24 protein-coding genes are annotated in these 22,554 nt (G+C 62.9%); 10 read left to right on the plus strand and 14 right to left on the minus strand.

Translation table 11 applies throughout. The annotated features are described in order from the left end of the window. Positions 1–82: 82 nt before the first annotated feature. Genes Q0L25_RS15635 through Q0L25_RS15650 form a run of 4 tightly spaced genes read left to right on the plus strand, consistent with a single transcriptional unit; the run spans position 83 to position 3,045 of the window. On the plus strand, positions 83–1,561 hold the full coding sequence (locus Q0L25_RS15635) for a cytochrome ubiquinol oxidase subunit I (protein ID WP_296615898.1): 1,479 nt from the start codon (positions 83–85) through the stop codon (positions 1,559–1,561). After that, positions 1,558–2,568 (plus strand): cytochrome d ubiquinol oxidase subunit II, encoded by a 1,011-nt coding sequence (cydB, locus tag Q0L25_RS15640; protein WP_296615900.1) that lies wholly within the window; start codon positions 1,558–1,560, stop codon positions 2,566–2,568. The genes Q0L25_RS15635 and cydB overlap by 4 nt, the downstream gene beginning before the upstream one ends. Next, positions 2,568–2,687 (plus strand): DUF2474 family protein, encoded by a 120-nt coding sequence (locus Q0L25_RS15645; RefSeq protein WP_296615901.1) that lies wholly within the window; start codon positions 2,568–2,570, stop codon positions 2,685–2,687. Before cydB ends, Q0L25_RS15645 begins: the two co-directional genes overlap by 1 nt. 52 nt (positions 2,688–2,739) lie before the next feature. Further along, positions 2,740–3,045, plus strand: coding sequence for a hypothetical protein (locus Q0L25_RS15650; RefSeq protein WP_296615903.1), 306 nt, complete (start codon positions 2,740–2,742; stop codon positions 3,043–3,045). On the opposite strand, the gene Q0L25_RS15655 is transcribed toward Q0L25_RS15650, so the two are convergent. From Q0L25_RS15655 to Q0L25_RS15695, 9 genes are all read right to left on the minus strand, one after another. Further along, entirely contained in the window at positions 3,038–3,568 is a 531-nt protein-coding gene (locus Q0L25_RS15655) for a GNAT family N-acetyltransferase (RefSeq protein WP_296615905.1), read from the minus strand. The genes Q0L25_RS15650 and Q0L25_RS15655 overlap by 8 nt on opposite strands. 9 nt (positions 3,569–3,577) lie before the next feature. Continuing rightward, a complete protein-coding gene (locus Q0L25_RS15660) occupies positions 3,578–4,108 on the minus strand; it encodes a phage tail protein (protein WP_296615907.1) in 531 nt (176 codons plus the stop codon). A 15-nt stretch (positions 4,109–4,123) separates the two neighbouring features. Beyond that, positions 4,124–4,681, minus strand: coding sequence for a phage tail protein (locus Q0L25_RS15665; protein ID WP_296615909.1), 558 nt, complete (start codon positions 4,679–4,681; stop codon positions 4,124–4,126). Positions 4,682–4,716: 35 nt separating this feature from the next. Continuing rightward, positions 4,717–5,256, minus strand: coding sequence for a phage tail protein (locus Q0L25_RS15670; protein WP_296615910.1), 540 nt, complete (start codon positions 5,254–5,256; stop codon positions 4,717–4,719). Between the two features lie 463 nt (positions 5,257–5,719). Then, entirely contained in the window at positions 5,720–7,624 is a 1,905-nt protein-coding gene (locus Q0L25_RS15675; RefSeq protein WP_296615912.1) for an asparagine synthase-related protein, read from the minus strand. A gap of 27 nt (positions 7,625–7,651) precedes the next feature. After that, positions 7,652–7,918 carry a PqqD family peptide modification chaperone gene (locus Q0L25_RS15680; RefSeq protein WP_296615914.1) on the minus strand — a complete coding sequence of 89 codons (267 nt, stop codon included), beginning with the start codon at positions 7,916–7,918 and terminating at the stop codon, positions 7,652–7,654. Beyond that, positions 7,915–8,814: a sulfotransferase domain-containing protein gene (locus Q0L25_RS15685; RefSeq protein WP_296615916.1), complete on the minus strand. Its 900-nt coding sequence runs from the start codon at positions 8,812–8,814 to the stop codon at positions 7,915–7,917. The genes Q0L25_RS15680 and Q0L25_RS15685 overlap by 4 nt, the downstream gene beginning before the upstream one ends. Further along, positions 8,811–9,734, minus strand: coding sequence for a hypothetical protein (locus tag Q0L25_RS15690; protein ID WP_296615917.1), 924 nt, complete (start codon positions 9,732–9,734; stop codon positions 8,811–8,813). The genes Q0L25_RS15685 and Q0L25_RS15690 overlap by 4 nt, the downstream gene beginning before the upstream one ends. Before the next feature lie 92 nt (positions 9,735–9,826). Then, positions 9,827–11,017, minus strand: coding sequence for a sulfotransferase (locus tag Q0L25_RS15695; RefSeq protein ID WP_296615919.1), 1,191 nt, complete (start codon positions 11,015–11,017; stop codon positions 9,827–9,829). Between the two features lie 91 nt (positions 11,018–11,108). Here Q0L25_RS15695 and Q0L25_RS15700 point away from each other — a divergent pair, with 91 nt between their 5' ends. Continuing rightward, on the plus strand, positions 11,109–11,690 hold the full coding sequence (locus Q0L25_RS15700) for an aspartyl/asparaginyl beta-hydroxylase domain-containing protein (protein WP_296615921.1): 582 nt from the start codon (positions 11,109–11,111) through the stop codon (positions 11,688–11,690). Next, entirely contained in the window at positions 11,687–12,490 is an 804-nt protein-coding gene (locus tag Q0L25_RS15705) for an FkbM family methyltransferase (protein WP_296615922.1), read from the plus strand. Before Q0L25_RS15700 ends, Q0L25_RS15705 begins: the two co-directional genes overlap by 4 nt. A 3-nt stretch (positions 12,491–12,493) precedes the next feature. Here Q0L25_RS15705 and Q0L25_RS15710 read toward each other — a convergent pair whose 3' ends face one another. Then, positions 12,494–13,492 carry an NAD-dependent epimerase/dehydratase family protein gene (locus Q0L25_RS15710; protein ID WP_296615924.1) on the minus strand — a complete coding sequence of 333 codons (999 nt, stop codon included), beginning with the start codon at positions 13,490–13,492 and terminating at the stop codon, positions 12,494–12,496. A gap of 10 nt (positions 13,493–13,502) precedes the next feature. Beyond that, positions 13,503–14,750 (minus strand): nucleotide sugar dehydrogenase, encoded by a 1,248-nt coding sequence (locus Q0L25_RS15715; RefSeq protein WP_296615925.1) that lies wholly within the window; start codon positions 14,748–14,750, stop codon positions 13,503–13,505. A 132-nt stretch (positions 14,751–14,882) separates the two neighbouring features. On the opposite strand from Q0L25_RS15715, the gene Q0L25_RS15720 reads away from it, so the two are divergent. Beyond that, complete coding sequence (locus Q0L25_RS15720; RefSeq protein WP_296615927.1) at positions 14,883–15,821, plus strand: M48 family metallopeptidase; 939 nt, start codon at positions 14,883–14,885, stop codon at positions 15,819–15,821. Between the two features lie 94 nt (positions 15,822–15,915). Continuing rightward, a complete protein-coding gene (locus tag Q0L25_RS15725) occupies positions 15,916–17,214 on the plus strand; it encodes a sugar transferase (RefSeq protein ID WP_296615928.1) in 1,299 nt (432 codons plus the stop codon). Positions 17,215–17,271: 57 nt separating this feature from the next. Here the strand turns inward: Q0L25_RS15725 and wecC are convergent, their stop codons facing one another. Further along, the gene (wecC, locus tag Q0L25_RS15730) at positions 17,272–18,522 is read right to left on the minus strand and encodes a UDP-N-acetyl-D-mannosamine dehydrogenase (RefSeq protein ID WP_296615930.1); all 1,251 of its coding nucleotides are present in this window, start codon (positions 18,520–18,522) and stop codon (positions 17,272–17,274) included. A gap of 1 nt (position 18,523) precedes the next feature. Beyond that, positions 18,524–19,657, minus strand: a complete 1,134-nt coding sequence (gene wecB, locus Q0L25_RS15735; RefSeq protein WP_296615932.1) for a non-hydrolyzing UDP-N-acetylglucosamine 2-epimerase — start codon at positions 19,655–19,657, stop codon at positions 18,524–18,526. Positions 19,658–20,024: 367 nt separating this feature from the next. Here wecB and Q0L25_RS15740 point away from each other — a divergent pair, with 367 nt between their 5' ends. Next, positions 20,025–20,279: a hypothetical protein gene (locus Q0L25_RS15740; RefSeq protein ID WP_296615933.1), complete on the plus strand. Its 255-nt coding sequence runs from the start codon at positions 20,025–20,027 to the stop codon at positions 20,277–20,279. Positions 20,280–20,481: 202 nt separating this feature from the next. Then, positions 20,482–21,180, plus strand: a complete 699-nt coding sequence (locus tag Q0L25_RS15745; protein WP_296615935.1) for a bifunctional 2-polyprenyl-6-hydroxyphenol methylase/3-demethylubiquinol 3-O-methyltransferase UbiG — start codon at positions 20,482–20,484, stop codon at positions 21,178–21,180. 123 nt (positions 21,181–21,303) lie between these two features. On the opposite strand, the gene Q0L25_RS15750 is transcribed toward Q0L25_RS15745, so the two are convergent. Beyond that, on the minus strand, positions 21,304–22,551 hold the full coding sequence (locus tag Q0L25_RS15750) for a hypothetical protein (RefSeq protein WP_296615936.1): 1,248 nt from the start codon (positions 22,549–22,551) through the stop codon (positions 21,304–21,306). Positions 22,552–22,554 lie beyond the last annotated feature (3 nt).

Below are 22,554 nucleotides of genomic sequence, written 5' to 3' on the forward strand. Positions count from 1 at the left end.
CGTCCCACACAACCCAGGCTGCGCATAGCGCACTTGCATTATACTCGCTCCGGGCGCATCGGCGGCGGGCAAGGAGGTGGCGATGACTGCCGCTGAGACTGCCTTGCTGCTCGCCCGGATCCAGTTCGGGTTCACCGTCAGCTTTCATTTCATTTTTCCCAGCTTTTCGATCGGCCTGGCGAGTTACCTGATGGTGCTCGAGGGGCTGTGGCTGCGCACGGGAAAGTCGGTCTATCTCGACCTGTTCCGTTTCTGGGTGAAGATCTTCGCGGTCGCGTTCGCCATGGGCGTCGTGTCGGGAATCGTCATGTCCTATCAGTTCGGCACCAATTGGTCGGTCTTCTCCGACAAGGCGGGTCCGGTGATCGGACCGCTGATGGCCTATGAAGTGCTGACCGCGTTCTTCCTCGAAGCCGGTTTCCTGGGCGTGATGCTGTTCGGGATGAAGCGGGTGGGGAAGGGTCTGCATTTCGCTGCGACCTGCATGGTCGCGCTCGGCACCTTCATCTCCGCTTTCTGGATCCTGAGCGTCAACAGCTGGATGCAGACGCCGACCGGGTTCGCGATGAATGCACAGGGGCAGTTCGTCGTCGCCGGATCCTGGGCGGCGGTGATCTTCAACCCGAGCTTTCCGTATCGGTTGGTGCACACGGTGATCGCGGCGTATCTGACGACTTCGCTGGTGGTCGGGGCTTGTGGCGCCTGGCATTTGCTCGCCGATGCGCGGCGCCGCGGCAAAGCCGCGTCGTCGGACGAGCCTCGCGGCTCGCCGGCCGCCGCAGCGAGTCCTGGAGCGACACCGTCGCTCCAGGCCGCTCGCACCATGTTCTCGATGGCGATGTGGATGGCCGCGCTGGTCGCGCCGGTTCAGATCCTTGCCGGGGATCAGCAGGGTCTCAACACGCTCGAGCATCAACCGGCCAAGGTGCTGGCGATGGAAGGCGATTTCGATCCGAGTCCGAACGGTGCGCCGCTGGTCCTGTTCGGGCTGCCGTCCAACGCCGATGGCAAGGTCCATTACAAGGTCGAGATCCCCTATGCCGGTTCGCTGATCCTGAAGCACGACCCCCATGCGCCGCTCCAGGGACTGAAGGATTTTCCGCGCGATCAATGGGCGCCGGTCGCGGTCGTGTTCTGGTCGTTTCGGGTGATGGTCGGACTGGGCCTGGCGATGCTCGGATTGGGATTGTGTAGCCTGGCCGCGCGCATGCGGCGCAAGCTGTACGATTGGAAGTGGTTGCACCGCGCCGCCTTGGTGATGGGGCCGTCGGGCTTCGTCGCGGTGATTGCAGGCTGGATCACGACCGAGGTCGGGCGCCAACCCTGGACGATTTATGGCCTGCTCAGGACCAGCCAGTCGGCCTCGCCGCTGGCCACGCCAGCCGTCGCGACCTCGCTGGCAGCGTTCGTAATCGTCTATTTCGCGGTGTTCGGGATCGGCGTCTGGTACATCCTGAAGCTGATGCAGAAGGGGCCCGGGGCGCACGAAACCGAATTGTCGGACGCGCCGATCCGGACCGCCGGCATCACGCCCGCCGCTCAGATGGGAGACGAGCCATGACCGTCGATCCCACGCTTGCCTATATCTGGGCGTTCGTCATCGCCTTTGCCGTGTTCATGTACGTGGTGATGGACGGGTTCGACCTGGGCATCGGCATCCTGTTCCCGGCGTTCGGCGTCGGCGAGGAACGCGACCAGGCGATGAACGCTATCGCGCCCGTATGGGACGGCAACGAGACCTGGCTGGTGCTGGGCGGCGGCGGGCTGATGGCAGCGTTCCCGCTCGCTTTCGCGATCCTGATGCCGGCAATGTATCCGCCGATCATCGCGATGCTGCTCGGCCTGGTGTTCCGCGGCGTCGCGTTCGAGTTCCGCTGGCGCGATCCGCGGCACCGCGCGTTCTGGGATATTGCCTTCACCGCCGGATCGGTGACCGCCGCTTTGGCGCAGGGGATCGTGCTCGGTGCGCTACTCCAGGGCGTACAGGTATCGGGCCGCGCTTATGGCGGCGGCTGGCTCGACTGGTTGTCGCCCTTCTCGCTGCTCACCGGCGTCGGCACAGTGGCCGCTTATGCATTGCTCGGCAGCTGCTGGCTGATCTTCAAGACCGAGGGCGGGACTCAGGCGCATGCCTATCGCTTGGCGAAGGTCGCCGGTCTTGCCGCGGCTGTGGCCGTGATCGCGGTGAGCGCCGCGACGCCTTTCCTCGATCATCTTTATTACCAGCGCTGGTTCGCCTTCCCGAACGTGCTGGTCGCCGCGCAAGTGCCGCTGCTGGTGGCGGTCCTGTCGCTCGCCTTCTGGTGGGCATTGCTCAGGAAGAAGGAGCTGATGCCCTTCCTGCTCACGCTCGCTCTCTACCTGCTATGCTTCATCGGACTGGGGATCAGCATGTTTCCCGACATCGTGCCAGGATCGGTGTCGATCGTGCAGGCCGCATCGCCCGCGAATAGCCAGACCTTTATGCTGATCGGCACCGTGATCATGGTGCCCCTGATCCTGGCGTACACCGGCTGGTCCTACTGGGTGTTCCGCGGCAAGGTCGGCGAATCGGGCGGCTATCATTGATGGCCGACGACGCCGGTCCATTATGGAAGCGACTCTGCTGGATGGCGGCGATCTGGACGGCTAGCGTCGCGGCGCTGGCGGTTGTCGCGATGGCGATTCGTGCGGTGCTGCACGCTTGATCGCGCGGCGCTGCTGGGCCAGTGAAATCATGCGTCGCAAAGGGGGAAGCTAATGGCGGACGAAAAACTGGTTCTCGAGGATTTCGCGCCGCATGTCGGGACTGATTTCACAATCCCGAGAGCCGAGTCCTCGGACCTCGTCGCCTTCAAGCTGATCGACGCGAAGCCGCTGCCTCACAAGCCCAATTTCGGTGATTTTCGCGATCCGTTCCAACTCGTGTTCCGAGTTGCGGACCAGGACGTCCAACCGCAGGGTCTTTATCGCCTGTCTCATCCTATGATGGGAGATCAGGATATCTTTCTGGTTCCGGCGGGGCGCAGCGAGGCTGGTGTCGATTATTGCGCGACGTTCAACTGACGCCGTCGGGCGTCCACTCCATTTCCAGGTAGATTTCCTCTTCGCGGATCACCTTGAAGCCCATGCGGTCGTATAGCGATTTCGCAGGGTTGATCCGTTCGACAAATATATCGACACCCTTATCGCGCGCGCGGGCATAGTCTTGGAGGGCGTTTACAATCGCGGTACCCACGCCGCCGCCACGCCGATCGGGCATCAATGCGATGTCGAGAATATGGACTCGGGTCTGCCGTTCATCGACGTAAAGCCGGCCGATCGGCGTTCCGTCTCGTTCCAGCACGTCATAGGCGGCATCGGGATAATAGGCCCGATAATGTTTCCGTTGCGCGCTGAATTGGTGGACCAGAAAAGCGCGCTTCTCGTCCTGCGTCCAGGGGACAAGCGCCAGTTCCTCCGCCCGTGTCGACGCAAAGACTTGCATTAGGAAGGGCAAATCAGCGTCGGTTTCCGGCCGGAGCGACAAACCTTCTGTCAAAAGGCTTTCCGGCAACGCGAAGGCCGGAATTCCAGCAACTTCGATCATGGAAATCGATCAATTCCGTGCCGGGAAGACGCCTTGCAGACAGATGATGAAGGTGACCGCCAGATAAGGTTGCGTATTGTTATGCGGCTGCGATCCCCCGGCGGTCGAGATCGACTGAGGCGCCAGGAAAACCTGCGTGCCGACTGCCGCCGCGTAGACCCCATTCGGCGACGAATTGGTGAACAGCGTATTGCTCGCCGGTGTCGCGCCCGGGGTAGAATTCGCGATCGTCGCGCCCGAAATCGAGTGGGTGTGCAGGGGCATTTCCGTGCTGAGCAAGGTGACACTGTTTTCACCGGCTGTTTCGCCGATCACGTATTGGCTCAGGCCCGCGCCACTGCCCCAGTGCATCGGCGCGCGACCGCGCAGGTCGGGCAGGGCAAAATTTGTCTGACCGTTGCCCCCGTAGAACGTGCCGATCAAGGAGAACAAGGCGGTGTTTTGAGATATCGCCATGAGCTGGCCGTTGCACAGCGCCCAGCTCCTCGGCGCGAAATTGCCGGCGAACATCCGAATCTCTGCGACGTAGGGAGTGCTCATTGTCTATCCTTCCGGTCAATTCTGGCTCGGGAAGACGCCTTCCAGCGCGATGATGAAGGTGATGCACAGAAAAGGCATCATATTGTCATGCGGCTGGTTGCCCCCGGCATTGCCGATAATGCCCGCCAGCATCGGCTTCAGGTTGCCAGCCACCGGCGTCTTGGTCGAATCGGTATAGAGTGTCGCCGAATTCCCGCCGGTTGATTGTTTGGGTCGGCACGGCATCGTGTTCGAGGCGGGAGCGTCGTTGGTCGGATCGGTATTGTTGGCGACCGGCTGATGCCCGTGCGAGGGTAATTGGGTCGTGATCAGGGTTACGGTCTCCGTCCCGGCCTTCTCCCCAATGACGCGCGTCGACAGTCCCGGGCCTGTGCCCTGGTGAAGCGGAATGCGTCCCTGGAGATCGGGCAGCGCGAACGTCGTGACGCCGTCGCCACCATAAGTGGTGCCGATCAGCGCATATAATGCGTCGTTTTGTGAGATCGGAAGGAGCTGCCCATTGCAGAACGCAAAGCCGCGGGGTTGGAAACTCCCGCCGAACATCTTGACTTCACCGAGATAAGGAGTCGCCATGATAACCTCTCAATTGCGATAGTGCGCGATGTCGATCAGTTGCGCGACGGAAAGATGCCCTGCAGCGCTATGCAAATGGTCAGCACCAGATATGGCTGCATATTATTGTGGGGCTGGCTGCTACCCGCGGTCGACATGCTGAGCGGATTGAGATTCACATAGGATGAATTGGGCGCGTTATACGCGGCGAAATAATCGACCGGCTGAGTGTCAACGTCGTCGGCGAAGACGCCGAGATTGACACCTGCCTTCGTCGCGGGCGACGTCGTCGCAGTGAAACTATGGTTGTGGAGCGGCATCTCCACGCTGGTCAGCGTGTGATTTTCCTCGCCGCCCACTTCACCCAGCGAAACGTTGGCGAGGCCAGGACCCTGGCCCCAATGTATTGGCGTACGGCTCTGCAAATTGGGCAGTTGGAACGTCGTCACGCCATTGCCGCCATAGGTGGTCCCAAGAAGCGAGAACAAGGCCGCATTCTGCTGGATGGACAAAATCTGGCCGTTGCACATCGCCCAGCCTTTGGGCGCGAAATTGAACGAAAAGGTCCTGATTTCGGCCAGGAAGGGGCTCGACATTTTCCACCTCTCGCTTGCTTTGTCGGAAGCGAGGGGTTGTGCGATTCGCTGCACTGGCCCCCCGGCAGCACTATCCAGACCTTAAAAGCGTTCTCCGGCAATTCCTAGCTGAGTGAGAAAAAAAATATCACCGGAATGGAGATTCGCTTGGAGAAAGGTTCAAAGTGAGTTGAATTTATTTGCCGAAATACCGTTCGACTTGACCTCTGGCGGAGACTAGGCGCAAAAAGGATTAGGAATAGGCGCTGCGCAAGATCGCAGCATTGTTGGGGGAATTTTGCGATGTTGGCCACAGGCGAGCCTTCTTTCGGACTGGAACCGTCGAATAAGCGCAAGCAGTGGGAAACGCCGGTGGTGATCATTGCCTCGGCGGAACGCGCAACATTGACGAGCTTTAACACCGTCATCCCAGATACGCAGGCTACATCGACGAGCCAGGGATCGTAACGGCGCGGACTTCACGTCAGCGATTGCTGCGGTCGAGCCACGCCAAGAACCGAGCCGTTGTCAGCGCCTTCATTGCAAAGCCCAGCCGGATACGGTCACTCAGCCGTTCTTCCGACACCCCGTCGCGGAGCATTGCGGCGAGCGCATCTACGTCGATGTACCGTGCGATTGCGTCATCATGCCGAACGTCATCCAGTGCCGCGAGCATAGCGGGCGCGGCCTGGATATCCATTGATAGCAAATCGGGTTGTTCCCGATCATTGCCCGGCATCCGTCGGATCAAGGCGGGAGGAAGCCGGTCGGCGAAGGCGGTGCGAGCCAGCCATCTTTCGCGACCGTCGCGAAACAACAAATGATCTGGCAAGGCGCAGCCCAGTTCCACGATGCGCTTGTCGTGAAACGGTCGGGTCAAGTCGAGATCCGGTGTCATGGCGATGTAATTGCCGGCAGCGCCGGCCGAGGTCCAATTGCAGATTTCCAACCATAGTCCGCGCCAGCGAGGACCGGGATGAAACCCGTCCCGCAACCGACGGCGGCTGACGACACCGTTGGCGAAAGCTCGCAAGGCAAAGTCGCGCTGTACGCCGCGTCGCTGCCAAGCCGGACGAAAGCCGTTGACCGCAACGCGCCATGGCCGGCGCACCCATTGCGGCACCAAGGCACTGAGCACATCGCGCCCAAATACGCGCCAGGCTGACCAACCGGTGAAGCGCATTCGCGCCCGGTATTCACGCACGAAGCGGCGGACGTCGCCGCTACGAAGAATGGCGCCGAGCATCGCGGCATCAAATACGTTGACGGTGTAGTCGCCCCCATGGCCGTCTAGGATTAGGCGAGACCCTGCAGCCCGTGCCATCTCGCCCATCCGGCACCGGACGACGCTTGGCGGCTGGTGACGAAAGGTCCGGCCGAATGTCGCTTCGAGATCGTCGTAGCTGGTTTCCTCGCCTCGAACATAGTAGCGTAAATCGAGGCCCGGCAGCCCGCGAAAGGCCTCCACGGCAGAGCGGGCGTTGCGTCGCGAATCACCTTCCTTCAGGACCGACGCGATGCACGTGAGCACCCATCCGCGCGCTGCGACGATCGGCCCGGCAATCGTGGCGATGATGCCGCTGTCGAAGCCGCCGCTGAACAGCAAAGACGGCGGATCGTTCAGCCGCCTCAGCCGGCACGCCACCGCCTCCTCGATCGTCGCGCGATAGGTCGCGAGATAATATGCGTCGTCGCGGTCGAGATGTACGGGGCCGGCGTGCGGCTCCCAGTAACGGTTGATTGTGACAATACCACCAGCGGTCAGAGACAGCGTCGTGCCGCCTGGAAGCACGTGGATGTCGGCGTAGATGAGTTCGCCCGCGATTCGCTCGGTCGACTTCAACAGTCGGCGGGCCAATTCGTCCTCGTTCACTCGACGCGGGACGTCGTCGGCCGCGAAAAGTCCGCCAAGTTCGGTGGCGAACGCCAGGAAGCCATCCCCGTAGTGATAATGGATCACGCGCTGGCCCATGTGGTCGCGGCCGAGCAGCAAGGTGCCTCTCGCTCGATCCCAGATCGCGAAGGCAAAATCGCCGAGCAGGTGGCGCGCGCAATCGTCACCCCAATGGCGCCAGGCGGCCAGCAATAATTCGCTGTCGGGCAGAACGGCAAGGTCGGCGTCGGCGATGCCGAGCGCGGTGGCGAGTTCCTCGCGGTTGTCCAGGCGCAGGTCGGCGACGAGCACCGCGTCGCGGGTGATGCTCGGTTGCGCCTCGTAGATATCCTCGCGATTGACCCGCAGCAGGCAATGGCCCAGCGCGAGGCGGCCAAGCTCGACGGTCTCGACGCCGTCGGCACCGCGATGCTTCATGGCTCGAGCCATGCGGTCGACGCAGCGCGGCGAAACGTCGGCGCCATCGAACCGCACCACGCCGCAAATGGCACTCATCGCCGTTGAACCGGTTTCCGCTCTCGCTCAGCTGGCATCGCCGATCCGAACCGCCTGATGTTGGCCGAGCGTGGCGATGAACGAATCGACCTCCGCCCGGCAGATTGCAGGATCGACGTCATACTCGCTGACCAATGCGCGGCACAGCGCCTCGATCGAGCGCGGCGTTTCGAGCAATTCCCAGATGCGCGCGCCGACCGGCGAGAGGCCGATATAATTGCCGTTGGTCGCGCTCATCATGACCATCTCGTCGCCCACCTTGGCTGCGAGCCAGTCTCCGTCTCGATAAATCACTGCTGTCCCCCTGCGTCAGCCATAGATCGGCTATAGTTGAGCCGATCCATCATTACTGCATGATCACGTTCGATTTGAAGTACTTGCGCGCTCGTCAATTCGTCCCTCCAACCGCCCGACGTGCCCCGGCGGAAAAATCCGTTCATCTTGCGGGGCGCTTCGCGAAAGCCTTTCTCGGTCTCCTGGCGCCGCAACTCGCTGATCGAAGCAAAGGCGACCGCACGATCGATTGCCTCGGGGTTAGGTTCCAATCCCGCGAACCGCAACGCTGCCGACAGGGTCGCCGCTGTGTCGGTCAGCATGTCCTCGTACCGGACTAGATGGACGGGGATGTCGCGCTGGTCGAGCCAACTCCGCGCAAAGCCACTCCAGCCGCACAAGCGCTGCCGAAATTGGCGATCGAGTCGATCCGATGCCGAAGCGAGGCAGAAATCGGCGTCGTTCATCCGGGTTATGGCCGTGTCTATCGAACTGCCCATATGGTGGGCGAAGGACGCCGCGACATCGCGCGGATCCCGGACGAACAGGATCGCCCCAGTCGCACCGCTCGATCCCGCCATCAGCGGTTCGCCGCGATCGGTAAACGTATATGCGTCGTGCGCCTTGACGAACCGCACCGGAAAACAGGGATCGTCCGGATCGGCCAAGGTTTCGCCCAACGCGGCATAGGCGTAGGTAGCCGGACGCAGCCGGTCGATCTCGTCGTTCGTCAGCAGCGAAGAATCGATCAGCGTCTGCTGGTCGAACGGATTGCGAGCGCTGGCGATCGGATCGGTGCTTTCGATCAGATTGATGTCGACGGGACTATCGCTGTTCGACCACAAATTCGCGACCAGGATGCGGAACCAGGTGTTGCCCGACTTCGGATAGGAAGCCAGCCAGATCGTGGGGATCACGGTGCCGCGTCCCCCAATCCGATGTCCGCCCAGTGTGTCTGCAGCATCGCGATTGTCGCCGGCATCTCATCGAACCCGAACTGCCGCTTCAGCCGGAAAATGCCTGCCGTCGCGGCGAGGGCGGCGGCGGCGCGAAAATAGATTTCCCTTTGGTTCAGCCGATGCACGAGCAATGGGCGATATGCATTGGCGACGAGCAATCTGGTCGCGTCGACGACGTTAGGCTGTTCGATATCGGGCAATTGCTGCCCGCGTATCTCGATCAGCGCATAGACCGCGCCGATCGACACCGCTGCATCACTGGCGGCGGCGGGCTCGACATAGAATTTTCGCAGCCGATTGCGCATCGGGTCACCGCGGCGATCGCCGAGGCCGAGCTCGTCGATACTCTTTTCCCACAGCCGAAGTTGGCGGCCGTCGGCCTGGATTTTGGGAATACCGTCACTGCCGATCTCGATCGCGCATTGGTCGTCGGCAATGAGCGAATAGCCCCGTTCGCCGAGCGCCGCGGCCAAGGTCGACTTGCCCGCGCCGGACTGTCCGCAAAACAGCACCGCCTTGCCGCCGACCATCACTGCGCTGGCGTGGAGAACGATATGATTGCGCTGATGGAGGAGCACGCCGAACACACTGCCGGAGAGGAACACCGCCACATCCTGCAGTTCGGCATCCTCTTCCGCCTCGAAGGCGATCGAACGTCCCCCCTCCAGCAGGAAGCGCGCGACATTCGGGACATGCATCAGGAAACGCCCGTCGGCGCGCTGCCAGGTTGGACCAATCGCACTCGCGCCATCCAACGTTCTGGGTACTGCCGCGCGGCGAATCGTCACATCGGGTGCGCCGTTCGGATTGCCCGGAATCAGGCCGGGAAGGGTCACCTCACTGGCGACTTCGAGCCCCGATACGCGATACGAATACATCGCTTTCCCCCGCGATTGCCCGCCGGGCATACGAAGGACCGTGTAGCCGTTCAAGGCGTTAAAGTCGTTCTCAGATTTCGCTGAACGCGAGCTTAGCCCCGGGCCGCCAAGGTCTTCAGATCGTTATGCAGACCGCTCAAATATGTCTCGCTGGCGGCGCGGACAGCATCGCTGGCGCTACGGCGCTTGTTCTCGGCATCGGGCTCGAAGGCGAAACTCGGGGCTTTGGCATCCCACGTCGCCGCCGCACGCAGGGCAGCCAGGCCCTCGGGGTCCGCCTCGATCCCGAAATGCGGCAAGATGCGTCGTTCGACCGCATAGGGCAGGTCGGCATAATCGACGAACAACCCCCCACCGATTTCGGCATGGTCGACCGCCGCCTGAGTCACGCGATTGAGCACGCGGGCGATATAGTCTTCGGTCGACAGGCTGTGTGGATCGGGAATCGCAAAGACCGCATCGAGCTCGGTGCCCGGCACCGTCTGTGATCCGCGCATGCGTATTTGCGACACCATCACTTCGGTGGGATCGCGAAACAGGAAAACCCAGGGCGTATTGGGAAACGCGGCGCGGAACAGCGGGAGCGCAAGGCTGTGCCAGCTGTCGGTCTTGATGACGTAATGACGGCGATTGCCGAAGCGGTCGCGACCCAGCGCGGCGGCCATGCCGCGCAACAGCGTGACGCGTTGATCGAGCGGAGCCTCCGGGTGGCTGTGCACCAGCTGGACGATCGCATCGAGCGGGGGCGCCTCCGAAACCATAATGCTGCCCGGCATTGCGGCCAGCATCTGCGACACCAGCGTCGAGCCACAGCGCGACATGTGAAAAATCAGGCCATCCGGCGCGGCCGTTGCGTCTGGCGGTGGCCGATTGCCGAGAGTGCCGAGCGGGGTGCAGACCTTCAGCAGCGCGTTGATCGGCCGGCGCTTGGCGCGGCGCAGCGAGTCCTCGAAGAAGGACTCGAGGAGCGGGGCGTCGCCGAAATGAACCCAGTCGATCGCCAGCTGGCCTGGTGCCGGAAGCAATGCGGCGGGCAGCCAGTTGCGGCCGGGCCAATCCAACGTAGTTACCTGCTGTCCGGTAAAGCGCTCGATTCCCAAGGGATCGCGCTTGCTGCCGGCAAGGATCGCTTCGGCTGTGATCGTGATCCCGCCGCTGCGGCCGGCTTCCGCAGCGGCGGCGGAGAACGCGTCGCGATCTTCGATCAACGCGAGTCTGTCGGCCAAAGCTTCATCGGCCAGAATCATCGCGCGCAGGCGGGCTAGAGCATCGGGATCGGACATCAGGTGCTTGGCAATCGGATGAGAGGGGGAATAGGGTCGAGACCGGCCGCCCAGGACGTGCGGCCGATGGGAGCCTATCCTGACCGACTGGATGCAACAACCTGCCTTGACGCTGCCCGACCGAGCCCGATTGGCGCTGGCGTTCGATCCCGCACGGTTGCAGGCCGACCTGGCGGCGGTCGAGGCGATGACCTGGACCGACCATTTCGTCCGGCAGAATTACGAAGGACGATGGGACGTCTTGCCGCTGCGGCACCAGGCAGGTGCGACGCATCCGATCATGCAGGCCTATACCCCACCCGACGCGACGGAATTCGTCGATGCCGCCATCCTGGACGCCACCCCGTATTTCCGTAGCGTGCTGGCGGCGATTCCCTGTTCGTTGAAAGCGGTCCGGCTGATGCGTCTCACCCCCGGGTCGAAGATCAAGGAGCATGCGGATCACGACCTCGCCGCCGATTGGGGCCAAGCGCGGTTGCATGTACCGATCACGACCAATCCCGGCGTGACGTTCCTGCTCAACCGCGTGCCCGTCGCCATGGCGCCCGGCGAGGCCTGGTATCTGCGCCTGGCCGATCCCCATGCGGTGACCAATGACGGCGACACCGACCGCGTCCATCTGGTGATCGACTGCGCGGCGAACGATTGGCTGATCGAGCAGATCGCGGCGTGAGTAAGCGCCGCTTCAATCGGCTGCGGCTGATCCAGAAGCAGATCAACGAGCGGCCGCGGCTGCGCGAGTGGCTGACGCGGCTGCGCCACGGCGCGCGCGATCTGGACGTCATCCTGTTCACGCGCAAGGTCAGGATCAACGCGTTGCGCGAGAACGGCTATTACCGCGCAGCGCGGCTTGCCCACGCGAACAGCCTGCTGCGCGATGAGACATTGGTGATGCAGCGGGTCAGCATGATGCTCGGTGACGGTGTCACCTTCGTCGATGTCGGTGCCAATATCGGCATATTCTCGTCTGTCATCGCCGATGCGCAACGGCTGTTCCGCGACTTTCGCGTGGTCGCGTTCGAGGCCGATCCCGCGACATTCGCGCGGCTCGCGGTAAATGCCGAGCGTTTCGGGTTCGAGGCGATCAACGTGGCCCTGGCGGCCGAGGCGGGAGAGCTCGATTTCGCGACCGGTGCGGTATCCGGAATCGCGACGCGACATGACAAAGCGGGGCGCGCGCATATTGCCGGGCGCGGCTTCTCCATCGCGGCGCGGCGGCTCGACAGTTTCGACCTGCCGGGCAAACTGGTGATCAAGATCGACGTCGAGCACATGGAAATGGACGTGCTCGAAGGCGCGCGAGACCTATTCGAAGCGGAGCGGGTCGCTGCCGTCTATCTCGACGAGTTCGACGACAAGGCCAGGGTGATCGATTTCCTCTCGGGATATGGATTCGATTTACTGGCTCCGCCGCGGCTCCGTCCCTTTTCCCCGGGCCGCCGCGCACTATTCGCGGTCCGCCGTGGCGACTGATCTTCAGACCCCGTGATATTCGCGGTACCATGACACGAAGTTCGGCACGCCGACCTCGATCGGCGTCGTCGGGCTGAACCCCAGATCGCGTTCGATCGCGCTGATATCGGCGTAGGTGGCGGGCACATCGCCCGGCTGCATCGGCTGATAATCGCGGATTGCCTTAACGCCGCAAGCATCCTCGATCAGCCCGATCATCTTGCCCAGCTCTTCGGAGCGATGGTTGCCGATATTGTAGATCGCGTGCGGGGTGCGGCTGCCGCCGGCCTTTTCCTCGCCATCGTCCTTGGGCGCCGAATCGAGGCACGAGACCACCCCGGTGACGATGTCGTCGATATAGGTGAAGTCGCGGCGCATATCGCCATTGTTGAACACCGGGATCGGGCGGCCTTCGAGGATCGCCTTGGTGAAGATCCACATCGCCATGTCGGGACGGCCCCAGGGACCGTAGACGGTGAAGAAGCGCAGACCGGTCTGCGGCAGCCGGTAGAGACTGGCATAGGTCTCGCTCATCAGCTCGTCCGCCTTCTTGGTCGCGGCATAGAGCGAGAGTGGGTGGTCGACGCGATCCTCGACGCGGAAGGGCAGCGTGTCATTGCCGCCATAGACCGAGGAGGACGAGGCGTAGACGAGATGCTCGAGCTTTCGGTGCCGCGCGACTTCCATCACATTGAGGTGGCCGACGAGGTTCGATTGGACATAGGCGCGCGGGTTGTCGATCGAATAGCGGACCCCGGCCTGCGCCCCCAGATGGACGATGCGGTCGAATTCCTTGCCCGCCAGTGCCGCCTCGAGCGCTTCGTGACCGGCGAAATCGACCTGGATGAACTCGAAGCGGTTGGTGTTGAGCCCGTTGATCAGCGCGACGCGGTCGCGCTTGAGGTCGACCGAATAATAATCGTTGAGGTTGTCGATTCCGATCACGATGTCGCCGCGATCGAGCAGCCGGCGGATCACCCAACTGCCGATGAAGCCGGCCGCGCCGGTGACGAGAACTCGCATCGATAAGCTCCTAAAGCGTCCAGCGCACCGTGCCGGTCATGCCCGGCACGCCATTCTTGATATCGGCGAACAGCCCGCCGGGCGCGACCAGCTTTGCCAACCCGCCGTCCATTTCGAGATACGACCGATGCGGTACGGCCAGGACCACCAGATCGTAGGTGCGCGACAGGGCTTGGCTGTCGAGCGTGATGCCGTATTCGTGGGTCGCCTCGGCCGGATCGGCCATCGGATCGTGGACGGTGACGTCGTGGCCATGGTCACCGAGTGCCGCGACCAGTTCGGCGACCTTCGAATTGCGCAGGTCGGGAACGTTTTCCTTGAAGGTCAGCCCGAGCACCAGCGCGGATCCCTTCTTGCCCGCCCGGGCGTGGATCTGCCCGGCGATCCACGCCGACATGCCGTCATTGGTATCCCGTCCCGCCAGGATGACTCGCGGATCATGGCCCAGTTGCTCGGCCAGGTGGCTGAGATAATAGGGATCGACGCCGATACAGTGGCCGCCGACCAGCCCGGGTTGAAAGGGCAGGAAGTTCCACTTGGTCTTCGCCGCCGCCAATACGTCCCACACCGACAGGTCGATCGCGCCGAAGATTCGCGCGATCTCGTTCATGAAGGCGATATTGATGTCGCGCTGCGCGTTCTCGATCGCCTTGGCGGCTTCGGCGGCCTTGATCGACGCGGCGCGAAACACGCCGGCAGAGGTGACCTTGCCGTAAATCGCCTCGAGCCGATCGGTCGTCTCCTCGTCCTCTCCGGCGATCACCTTGACGATACGATCGACCGTGTGTTCTCGATCGCCCGGATTGATCCGTTCGGGAGAGTAGCCGAGCGTGAAGTCGCGGCCACGCGTCAGACCCGAGACGCTCTCGATCTCCGGACCGCAAATCTGTTCGGTGACGCCGGGATAGACGGTGCTTTCATAGATGATCGTCGGGCGCTCGGCGGGGTCGATCATCCCGGCGACCATCCGGGTCGCGCCCATCACCGCGCCGAGATCGGGGCGCTTGTCGGCATCGATTGGGGTGGGGACGGTGACGATATAGGCACTCGCCGCCGGGCAGGCGGACGGGTCCGAAGTGTAATTGAGAGTCGAGGCGGCGAGCGTGGCTTCGTCGATTTCCCCGGTGCGGTCATGCCCCTGCGACAATTCGGCGATGCGGCCGGTATCGATATCGATACCCCAGACCTCGAAATGACGCGCGAGCGCTATAGCTAAAGGCAGGCCAACATACCCCAGGCCGACGACGACAAGCTTCACACGCGCTCCTTCGCAACGCCGGATCGGATGAGCGCGCGCGGCACATGCCTCCTCCGGACTACCGGCCCTTAGCGGGGAAGCCGACAACGGCCAAGCTGGCTTGAATCCCGCGTCTCGGCTAGCGACCCGGGGATGATCAAGTCGTTAAGGCCATTGTTCGCTTTTGCCCTGATCGCGGCTGGGCCGTCGGGCGACGACCAAGCGACCCTGATCGTACGCGGGCTGCTGCAGCAGGACACCGCGGTCGCGACGATCGGTTATCGGCTGGCGACCGCCAATGTCGATCTCTGCGTCGAGCATATGGTCGAGAGCGGGATGCTGATCGAGACATTGGCTCAATATGGCGCGGCGTTCCGTCCGGCGGCCCGTCAGGTGCTGGGTCTGAGCAACGGACCGACCGTTGCGCTGATCGTGGCGGGATCGCCCGCGGATCGCGCCGGGCTCAAGCCCGGAGACGTGCTCGTCGATGCCGACGGCACGCCGTTCGCGGCGCCGCCGCCCGATTCGCCGGATGGCCGGTTCACCGGCGTCGAGGCGGCGATGACCGCGCTTGATGCGGCGCTGGCCGACGGAAAGGCGCGCCTGACGGTCGACCGGAACGGGCAGCGGCTGACGATCGACCTGACCGGCATCGCCGCCTGCAAGGCGCGATTCCAGCTGGTACCGGGCGGCTATGCTGATGCGGTGGCGAACGGCACATGGGTGCAATTGTCGACGCGGATGGCGGGATTCGCGACGACGCCGGACGAGCTGGCCGCGATCCTGGCGCACGAACTCGCGCACAATGCCCTGGGGCATCGTAAGGCAAAGGCGAAAATTCAACGTTTGCACGAACTTCAGGCCGACCGGCTGATGCCCTATCTGATGGCGCGGGCGGGTTTCGACCCCGGTGCTGCGGTCACGCTGTGGAGGCGATTCAGGGTGCAACGGCTTGGCGGATTGTTCCCGAGCGCCACGCATCCGCAATGGTCAGACCGCGTGCGCGCGGTCGAGACAGAGCGCACGCGGATCGCCGGTCTGGTGTCTCGAGGCGACACGCTCGTTCCACCGGACGACCTGAAGTCGCGATGAATGTTGCCGTAGATCAATAGACTCGGGGCGCCGGACGGGTGTAATGCTGCGCCGCAACCACCGTGCCGCAGCGACTTTAAGGGGAATTGGTCATATGCTGATGAGCCGGGCCAAGGCGGCAACGCGCCCGCGATCGAGCATCTTCGAGTCCTTCCGCGTCGAAGCCTTCGCGGTGCTGGTATTGGCCGTGCTCGTGCCGAGCATGCTGATCAGCCGTCCCTTGCTCCTCGACAATCCAAATGCGGCGACACTGATCGGCGGAGTCGACAACGTTATTCTCGGCGCGGCGGTTGGAGCCGTGCTGGGGCTTTTTCTGCTGCGGCGGGTGACGGCGTTTCCGGGGTCGCGCGTGTTCAGCTATATCGTCCCGACCTACGCGACATCCTATGGGCTGGTTTTCGCGACCTTCTTCTTCCTTCGGCTCGACTATAGCCGCGCCTATCTGGGCACGTCGGCTGCACTCGCGGCAGTGACCTCCTACGCGATTCATTTCTATCTGCTACGCGCGACGACCAAACCCTTTTACATCGTCCCCTTCGGCAAGACATCCGCGCTCACGGAACTGCCCAATGTCGAATGGATCCCGCTGACCGAGCCGGTCATACCGCCGGGCCGCGAGGCTGTGATCGTCGCCGACCTGCGGTATGATCATGATGACAATTGGGAGCGCATGCTCGCAGAGGCGGCGGTCAACGGCCATCCCGTCTATCACGTCAAACAGATACGCGAATCGCTGACCGGACGCGTATCGATCGAGCATCTGTCGGAAAACAGCTTCGGGTCGCTGCTCCCCAATCTCGCCTATCGCAAGATGAAGCGCGGTATCGACCTGTTGCTGACACTGATCTTCCTGCCGATCCTGATCGTGCCGATGTTGGTAGTAGCGCTGCTGGTAAAGATCGACTCGAAGGGACCCGCGCTCTTCAAACAGGAACGCATGGGCTATCGCGGCCGGCCGTTCATGGTGTGGAAGTTCCGCACGATGCGCGAATGCACACCCGAGGAAGCGGCACGCGACGGGTTCATCACCACCGATGACGATCAGCGCGTGACGCGCCTCGGCCGCTTCCTGCGCCGGACGCGGATCGACGAGCTGCCGCAGATGTGGAACATCATCAAGGGTGAGATGAGCTGGATCGGCCCGCGGCCCGAAGCGGTCGCGCTGTCGAGCTGGTACGAGCAGGAAATCCCCTTTTATTCATATCGCCACATCGTGCGGCCGGGGATCAGCGGCTGGGCACAGGTCAACCAGGGGCATGTCGCCGACCTCGCCTCGGTTCATTACAAGCTCAACTACGACTTCTTCTACATCAAGCACTTTTCGGGCTGGCTCGACCTGCTGATCCTGTTGAAGACGGTCGGCACCGTGGTCAGCGGGTTCGGCGCGAAATAGCGATATAGACGACTGCCGCGGGCGCTCCGGAGCGGCGCGAACATCGACGCCCGAAACTCAGTCCGGCCAAAGCCCGCGCGTGTCGTAGATCGCCTTGCCGGCACGTCGGTTGGCGGCGACTCCGCGGAACTCATGATGGTCGACCAGGACGACCAGCACCCCGCAATCGTCGAGCGCCTGATCGAGCGTGACCTTTGTCGCGCCGGTGCCGTCGAACACCGGCGGCAGCGCATCGATATGTGGTTCGACCACGCGCACGCGGTCGCCATATTTCCTCGCCAGTTCGATCGCGATCTCGAGCGCGGGGCTTTCGCGCAAATCGTCGATATTGGCTTTGAACGACAGGCCCAGGCACGCGATCGCGGCATCCGGATGCGCGTCCGCGAGCGCCGCCGTACGCGCAAGGACATAATGCGCCTTGCCGTCATTGACCTCGCGCGCCGTGCGGATCAGCCGGGCATTTTCCGGGTCGCTGTCGACGATGAACCAGGGATCGACCGCGATGCAATGCCCGCCCACACCCGGGCCGGGCTGGAGGATATTGACCCGGGGGTGGCGGTTGGCCAGTCGGATGACTTCCCAGACGTCGAGATCGAGCGTGTCGCAGACGATCGACAATTCGTTCGCGAACGCGATGTTGACGTCGCGGAACGAATTTTCGACCAATTTGCACATTTCCGCGGCGCGCGCGGTGGTCGCGATGCACTCGCCGGCGACAAAACCCTTGTAGAACTGCACGGCGCGTTCGGCGCAAGCGGCGCTAAGTCCCCCGATCGAGCGGTCGTTGCTGACCAATTCCTCGAGAATCTTTCCGGGCAGCACGCGTTCCGGACAATAAGCGACGCAGACGTCGGTGGCTCCATTGCCGCCATCGGGGAAGGTAAGATCGGGCCGTGCTTCCCTCAACACGTCGCGGACCGCCTCGGTCGTGCCGACCGGGCAAGTCGATTCGACGATCACCAGGCTGCCCTTGCGTACCGCCGGAGCGATCGAGCGGGTCGCGGCGAGGACATATTTGATATCGGGCGCGTGATTGTCGGTGAATGGCGTCGGCACCGCGATCACGAACACGTCGCTGGCCTCGGGGGCGAGCGCCGCGCGTAACGCGCCCGTCGCGACCATGTCGTGCACCAGGGATTCGAGATTGGCTTCTTCGATATGAATGCGGCCGGCGTTGATCGTCTCGACGACGTGCGGGCTGATATCGATGCCGAGCACCGATGCACCGCTTCGGGCGATCACCGCGGCAGTGGGCAAGCCGATATAGCCGAGGCCCACGACGCAGACGCGTAAAGTACTGGCGCTCATCTCAGTAATCGGAACCGAGGATGATGCGGGCGATCCGCTCGCTGCTTTTGCCATCCCCGAACGGGTTGTGGGCGCGGGCCATTGTTTCATAGGCCGCCCTATCGTCCAAAAGGCGTGAAGCTTCGGTAACGATGACCTCCTCGTCATTGCCGACCAATTTCGCGGTGCCCGCGGCGACACCTTCCGGCCGCTCGGTCGTCTCGCGCATCACCAGCACTGGCTTGGCGAGCGCGGGCGCTTCTTCCTGTACGCCGCCGCTGTCGGTCATCACGAAATGGCAGAGCGACAGCAGGCGGACGAAGTTGGGATAATCCAGCGGGTCGATCATCGCCACATTGTCCACGCCGGCCAGCACTTCGCTCATCGGGCCGCGGACATTGGGATTTGGATGGACCGGAAAGATCACGGCGACGTCGGGACGATCGGCGATTCGGCGGACCGCCTGGGCGACCGATCTCAGTCCGTCACCGAAGTTTTCCCGCCGGTGTGTCGTTACGGCAACTATGCGTTTGCCGGCGAAACGCGCGGCGATCGGAGCGATCGTCGAGGCGAGGGTAGCGTCCGAATCGACGCGCGCGCGCGTCTCGATCAACGCATCGATCACGGTATTGCCGGTCACGTGGATCCGTTCGGCCGGAACGTTTTCGGCGAGCAGGGCATCACGCGACGTGTCGGTCGGTGCGAAGTGCAGATCGGCGATCGCGCCCACGACCTTGCGGTTCACTTCCTCAGGCCAGGGATGATAGATGTTGCCGCTGCGCAGCCCGGCCTCGACATGGCCGACCGGGATCTTGCGATAATAAGCGGTCAACGCGCCGATCATCGCGGTGGCGGTGTCGCCCTGGACGATGACGCGGTCGGGCCGGTCGGCGTCCATAACCTTGCCCAATTCGGTCAACAGTCGCGCGCTGAGCGTATCGAGCGACTGGTTCGGCAGCATGAGATCGAGATCGTGTTCGGGCGTGATTCGTGCGATCTCAAGCACTTGATCTAGCATCTCCCGGTGCTGACCGGTGACGCAAACGCGCACATCGGCATCCGTCCGGCGTAGCGCATGGACCAACGGAAAGAGCTTGATCGCTTCGGGGCGCGTCCCGAAGACCACGAGGATGCGGGGACGTGCGACGGAAGGCATGCATGCCCTTTCCCGGATTGAATGGCGCCAGACAAGCCCCATTCGTCACGTCTCACCTTGGTGTCGCCGATATCTGACGATCCGGTGCGTCCGTGCGGCGGCCGGCGCGAATACGTCAGAAATCCTGATCTATCGTCATCGAAATTTAACCGTTCCCGGCGAAGGCGATGCATGGAAGCCACAGTCGGATAAAAAGGGCTTTCGCCACGCAACAAATCCAGCTTACCGGCGTTTGCGGATAGTTGGCGTTGGGGCCGAGTAGGGGCTGGGAACGATCCTGGAACGATCGGCACTATGGTTGACAGTTGGCGCGTTTATGTGGCAAGCGCGTCGAGAAATTGGAACAGATAACCAAGGGAGTTTGCTAATGGTGCTGTTTAAGTCCGCTGTTGCGGCGCTCGCGTCGGTGGCGCTCGCGGCGACCCCGGCATTGGCCCAGGCCGCGCCCGCCAAGGGTACGGTCATGGCCAAGGTCAGCACCGTGCGCGCTGGCGCCGATGCCAAGGATGCCAACCATCTTCGTGGTGGCGGCGGCGGCATCGTTGCGGTCCTCGCGGTGATTGCTATCATCGGTGGCATCATTGCCGCCACCTCGGGCAGCTCGAAGCCGAAGAGCCCGTGATCGGTTTCTAACCGGATATTGTAGGGCGCGAAGTTTTCGAACTTCGCGCCCTTCTTATTTGTACTGACCCCGGGACGGCGGTGCGCCGGGCCGGGTTTTTTAGTGCGCCAGGCGGGCCATCATCTGGTGCATCCCGGTCGCAGGCACGCTAGGCCGATATCGACATGCCCGAGGGACGAGGGCGATTGCCAAGGGAGCGACAGTGGCCGACGGATCCGAAACCGCCATCAGCTGGCACGATTCGATCGCGCCGGCATTTCGTGACGGATATGTCCGTTCCGCCGGATTCCGCGATCGCTTGCGCGCCTGGGGCAGGTTGATCGAACGTTATGCCCGGCCGGGAGATCAAGTGATCGACGCGGGGTGCGGGGCAGGCACCCTGTCTTTCGAAGCGGCCAAGATCGCAGCGCATGTCCACGGCATCGACGGTGCGGAACGAATGATCGATCTGGCGCGCGCCAGTGCCGACGACCACGGGATCGCCAACGTATCGTTCGAAGTGGCGCTGTTCGAAACATTGTCAGATCGTGCGGGGCAATATGATCTGGCATTGTGTTCGAGCGTGCTCGAATATCTCCCGGACCTGACGACCGAGATAGCCCGACTCGCCGCCTTGCTCCGCCCGGGCGGCCGACTGATTCTATCGCTGCCCAATGGGCGGTCGCTCTATCGCCGATTCGAAGCACTTGCCTGGCGAGTCACCGGGCGCCCGCGTTACTATCGCCATGTGCGCCACGTTCCGACATCGACCCAGGTGCGCGAGATTCTGCGGCAACTCGGTTTTACCTTGCTGGAAACGGTCTATTATGCCGATCCGCCACTGCCGCGTTTCGTCAACCGCTTGGCTGGTGGTCCGCGTCATCGCAAGACCATGTTCGCGATGGTGGCGGCGCGCGATTGATTCTAACCTCGCGCTGGAAAGGGGCGCCGGTTTTCGGCAGAAAAGGCGCGATCGGAAATAGCCGCAGCAGAGCGGTTGATCGGGGCTCGGGCAGTCCGCTTCAAGTCGCGCCAGGAACGATATTCAGCGCAAACGCGTGATGTCGAGCCCGTCCACATAGAGCGCCAGCGTGTCGAACGTCGTATCCCGGGCGGCCCCGGTCAGCGCCAGCTGTTGCTGATCGCATTTCGACGGCACATCGAACTCGACCGCATAACGGCCAAGTTGGCCGGGCAAGGGATTGATTGGCGCGGTAGCGAGAACCCCAGTCGCACCCTTGGTCATACAAACGATCGACCAGCGGAAGACCCCCGCATCGATCGCATCCTCGGCATAGACGCGCCCCGCGAATCGATAATGGCCGGCCGGCAGCACCAGTTCCTGATTGGCAAAGACCGTTTCGCGCTCCCCCGAATAAGAAACGTAGAGCGCGCTGCCCATTCCCGCCGGGCCATTACTCCGCTCGGCATAGACGCCGTCGGCAGGGTAGAAGCGCCATCCGAATGGCGGAGACGCGTCGAGTCCGGTAAAGTCTCCTTCGCGCAGCAGACCCTTGCCCGCCGATTGCGCGCTCGGCGGCAGCAGCGCGACCCATTGCGCGAACAATTGGGTCGGCGACAGCCGGTCGGCCATCTTGATAAAATAGGGGTCGAGCTCTTCCTTGCTTGCCGGTGAGCCGATCGCCTTGAGCCGAGTCAACAGCGCCAGGGTCGCGTCGGGATAGGGATTGTCGCTACCGAGCCGGGTGAGGAAGGTGCTGCGCCAATATGGCCGTGTCGCGAGCACGCGCGCCAGCGGATCGATGATCCTGGGATCGCGGGTCAGAGCAATCAGCGCGGGAAGAATGACCGGCCAATTCTGGTCGTCCTGGCGAAGCAGGATATCGGCTTCGGTCACGGCCGGCGCGACTTCGTTCGTGCGGAATCGATAGTCGAGCAACCAGGCATGGGTCAGGTAATCGCGCAGCGACAGCCGCGCGGCGATATCGAGCAGCTTGGCCGCACCTTTCTCATCGTCGTTCGATGCGGCGATGATGCCGATGTTTCGGAGCGCCACGACTTCATAAGGCGAATGTTCGAGGAGCCGTTTGCTGTCGGAGGCGAGCTTGGCGGCCGGAGCGCCCAGCTCGACGGTTTTCAGCCGCTCGTTGGCATCCATGCTGAGCGCGTTTGTGTTGGTCGGATCGATGCGGAGCGCGAGTTGGGAAGTCGCCGGCGTGGCGAGCAGGAACGCCAGCCCCGACCGCACGGTGAAGAAGCCGGCGGCGAGCGCGAGCGTCAGCACGACGACCCGAACGGTCGCCGTGCCCCGGCGCAAGGCGATCATAGCCATGAC

The organism is Sphingomonas sp. (genome assembly GCF_024508665.1).
In the GTDB taxonomy this organism is placed as follows: Bacteria; Pseudomonadota; Alphaproteobacteria; order Sphingomonadales; family Sphingomonadaceae; genus Sphingomonas.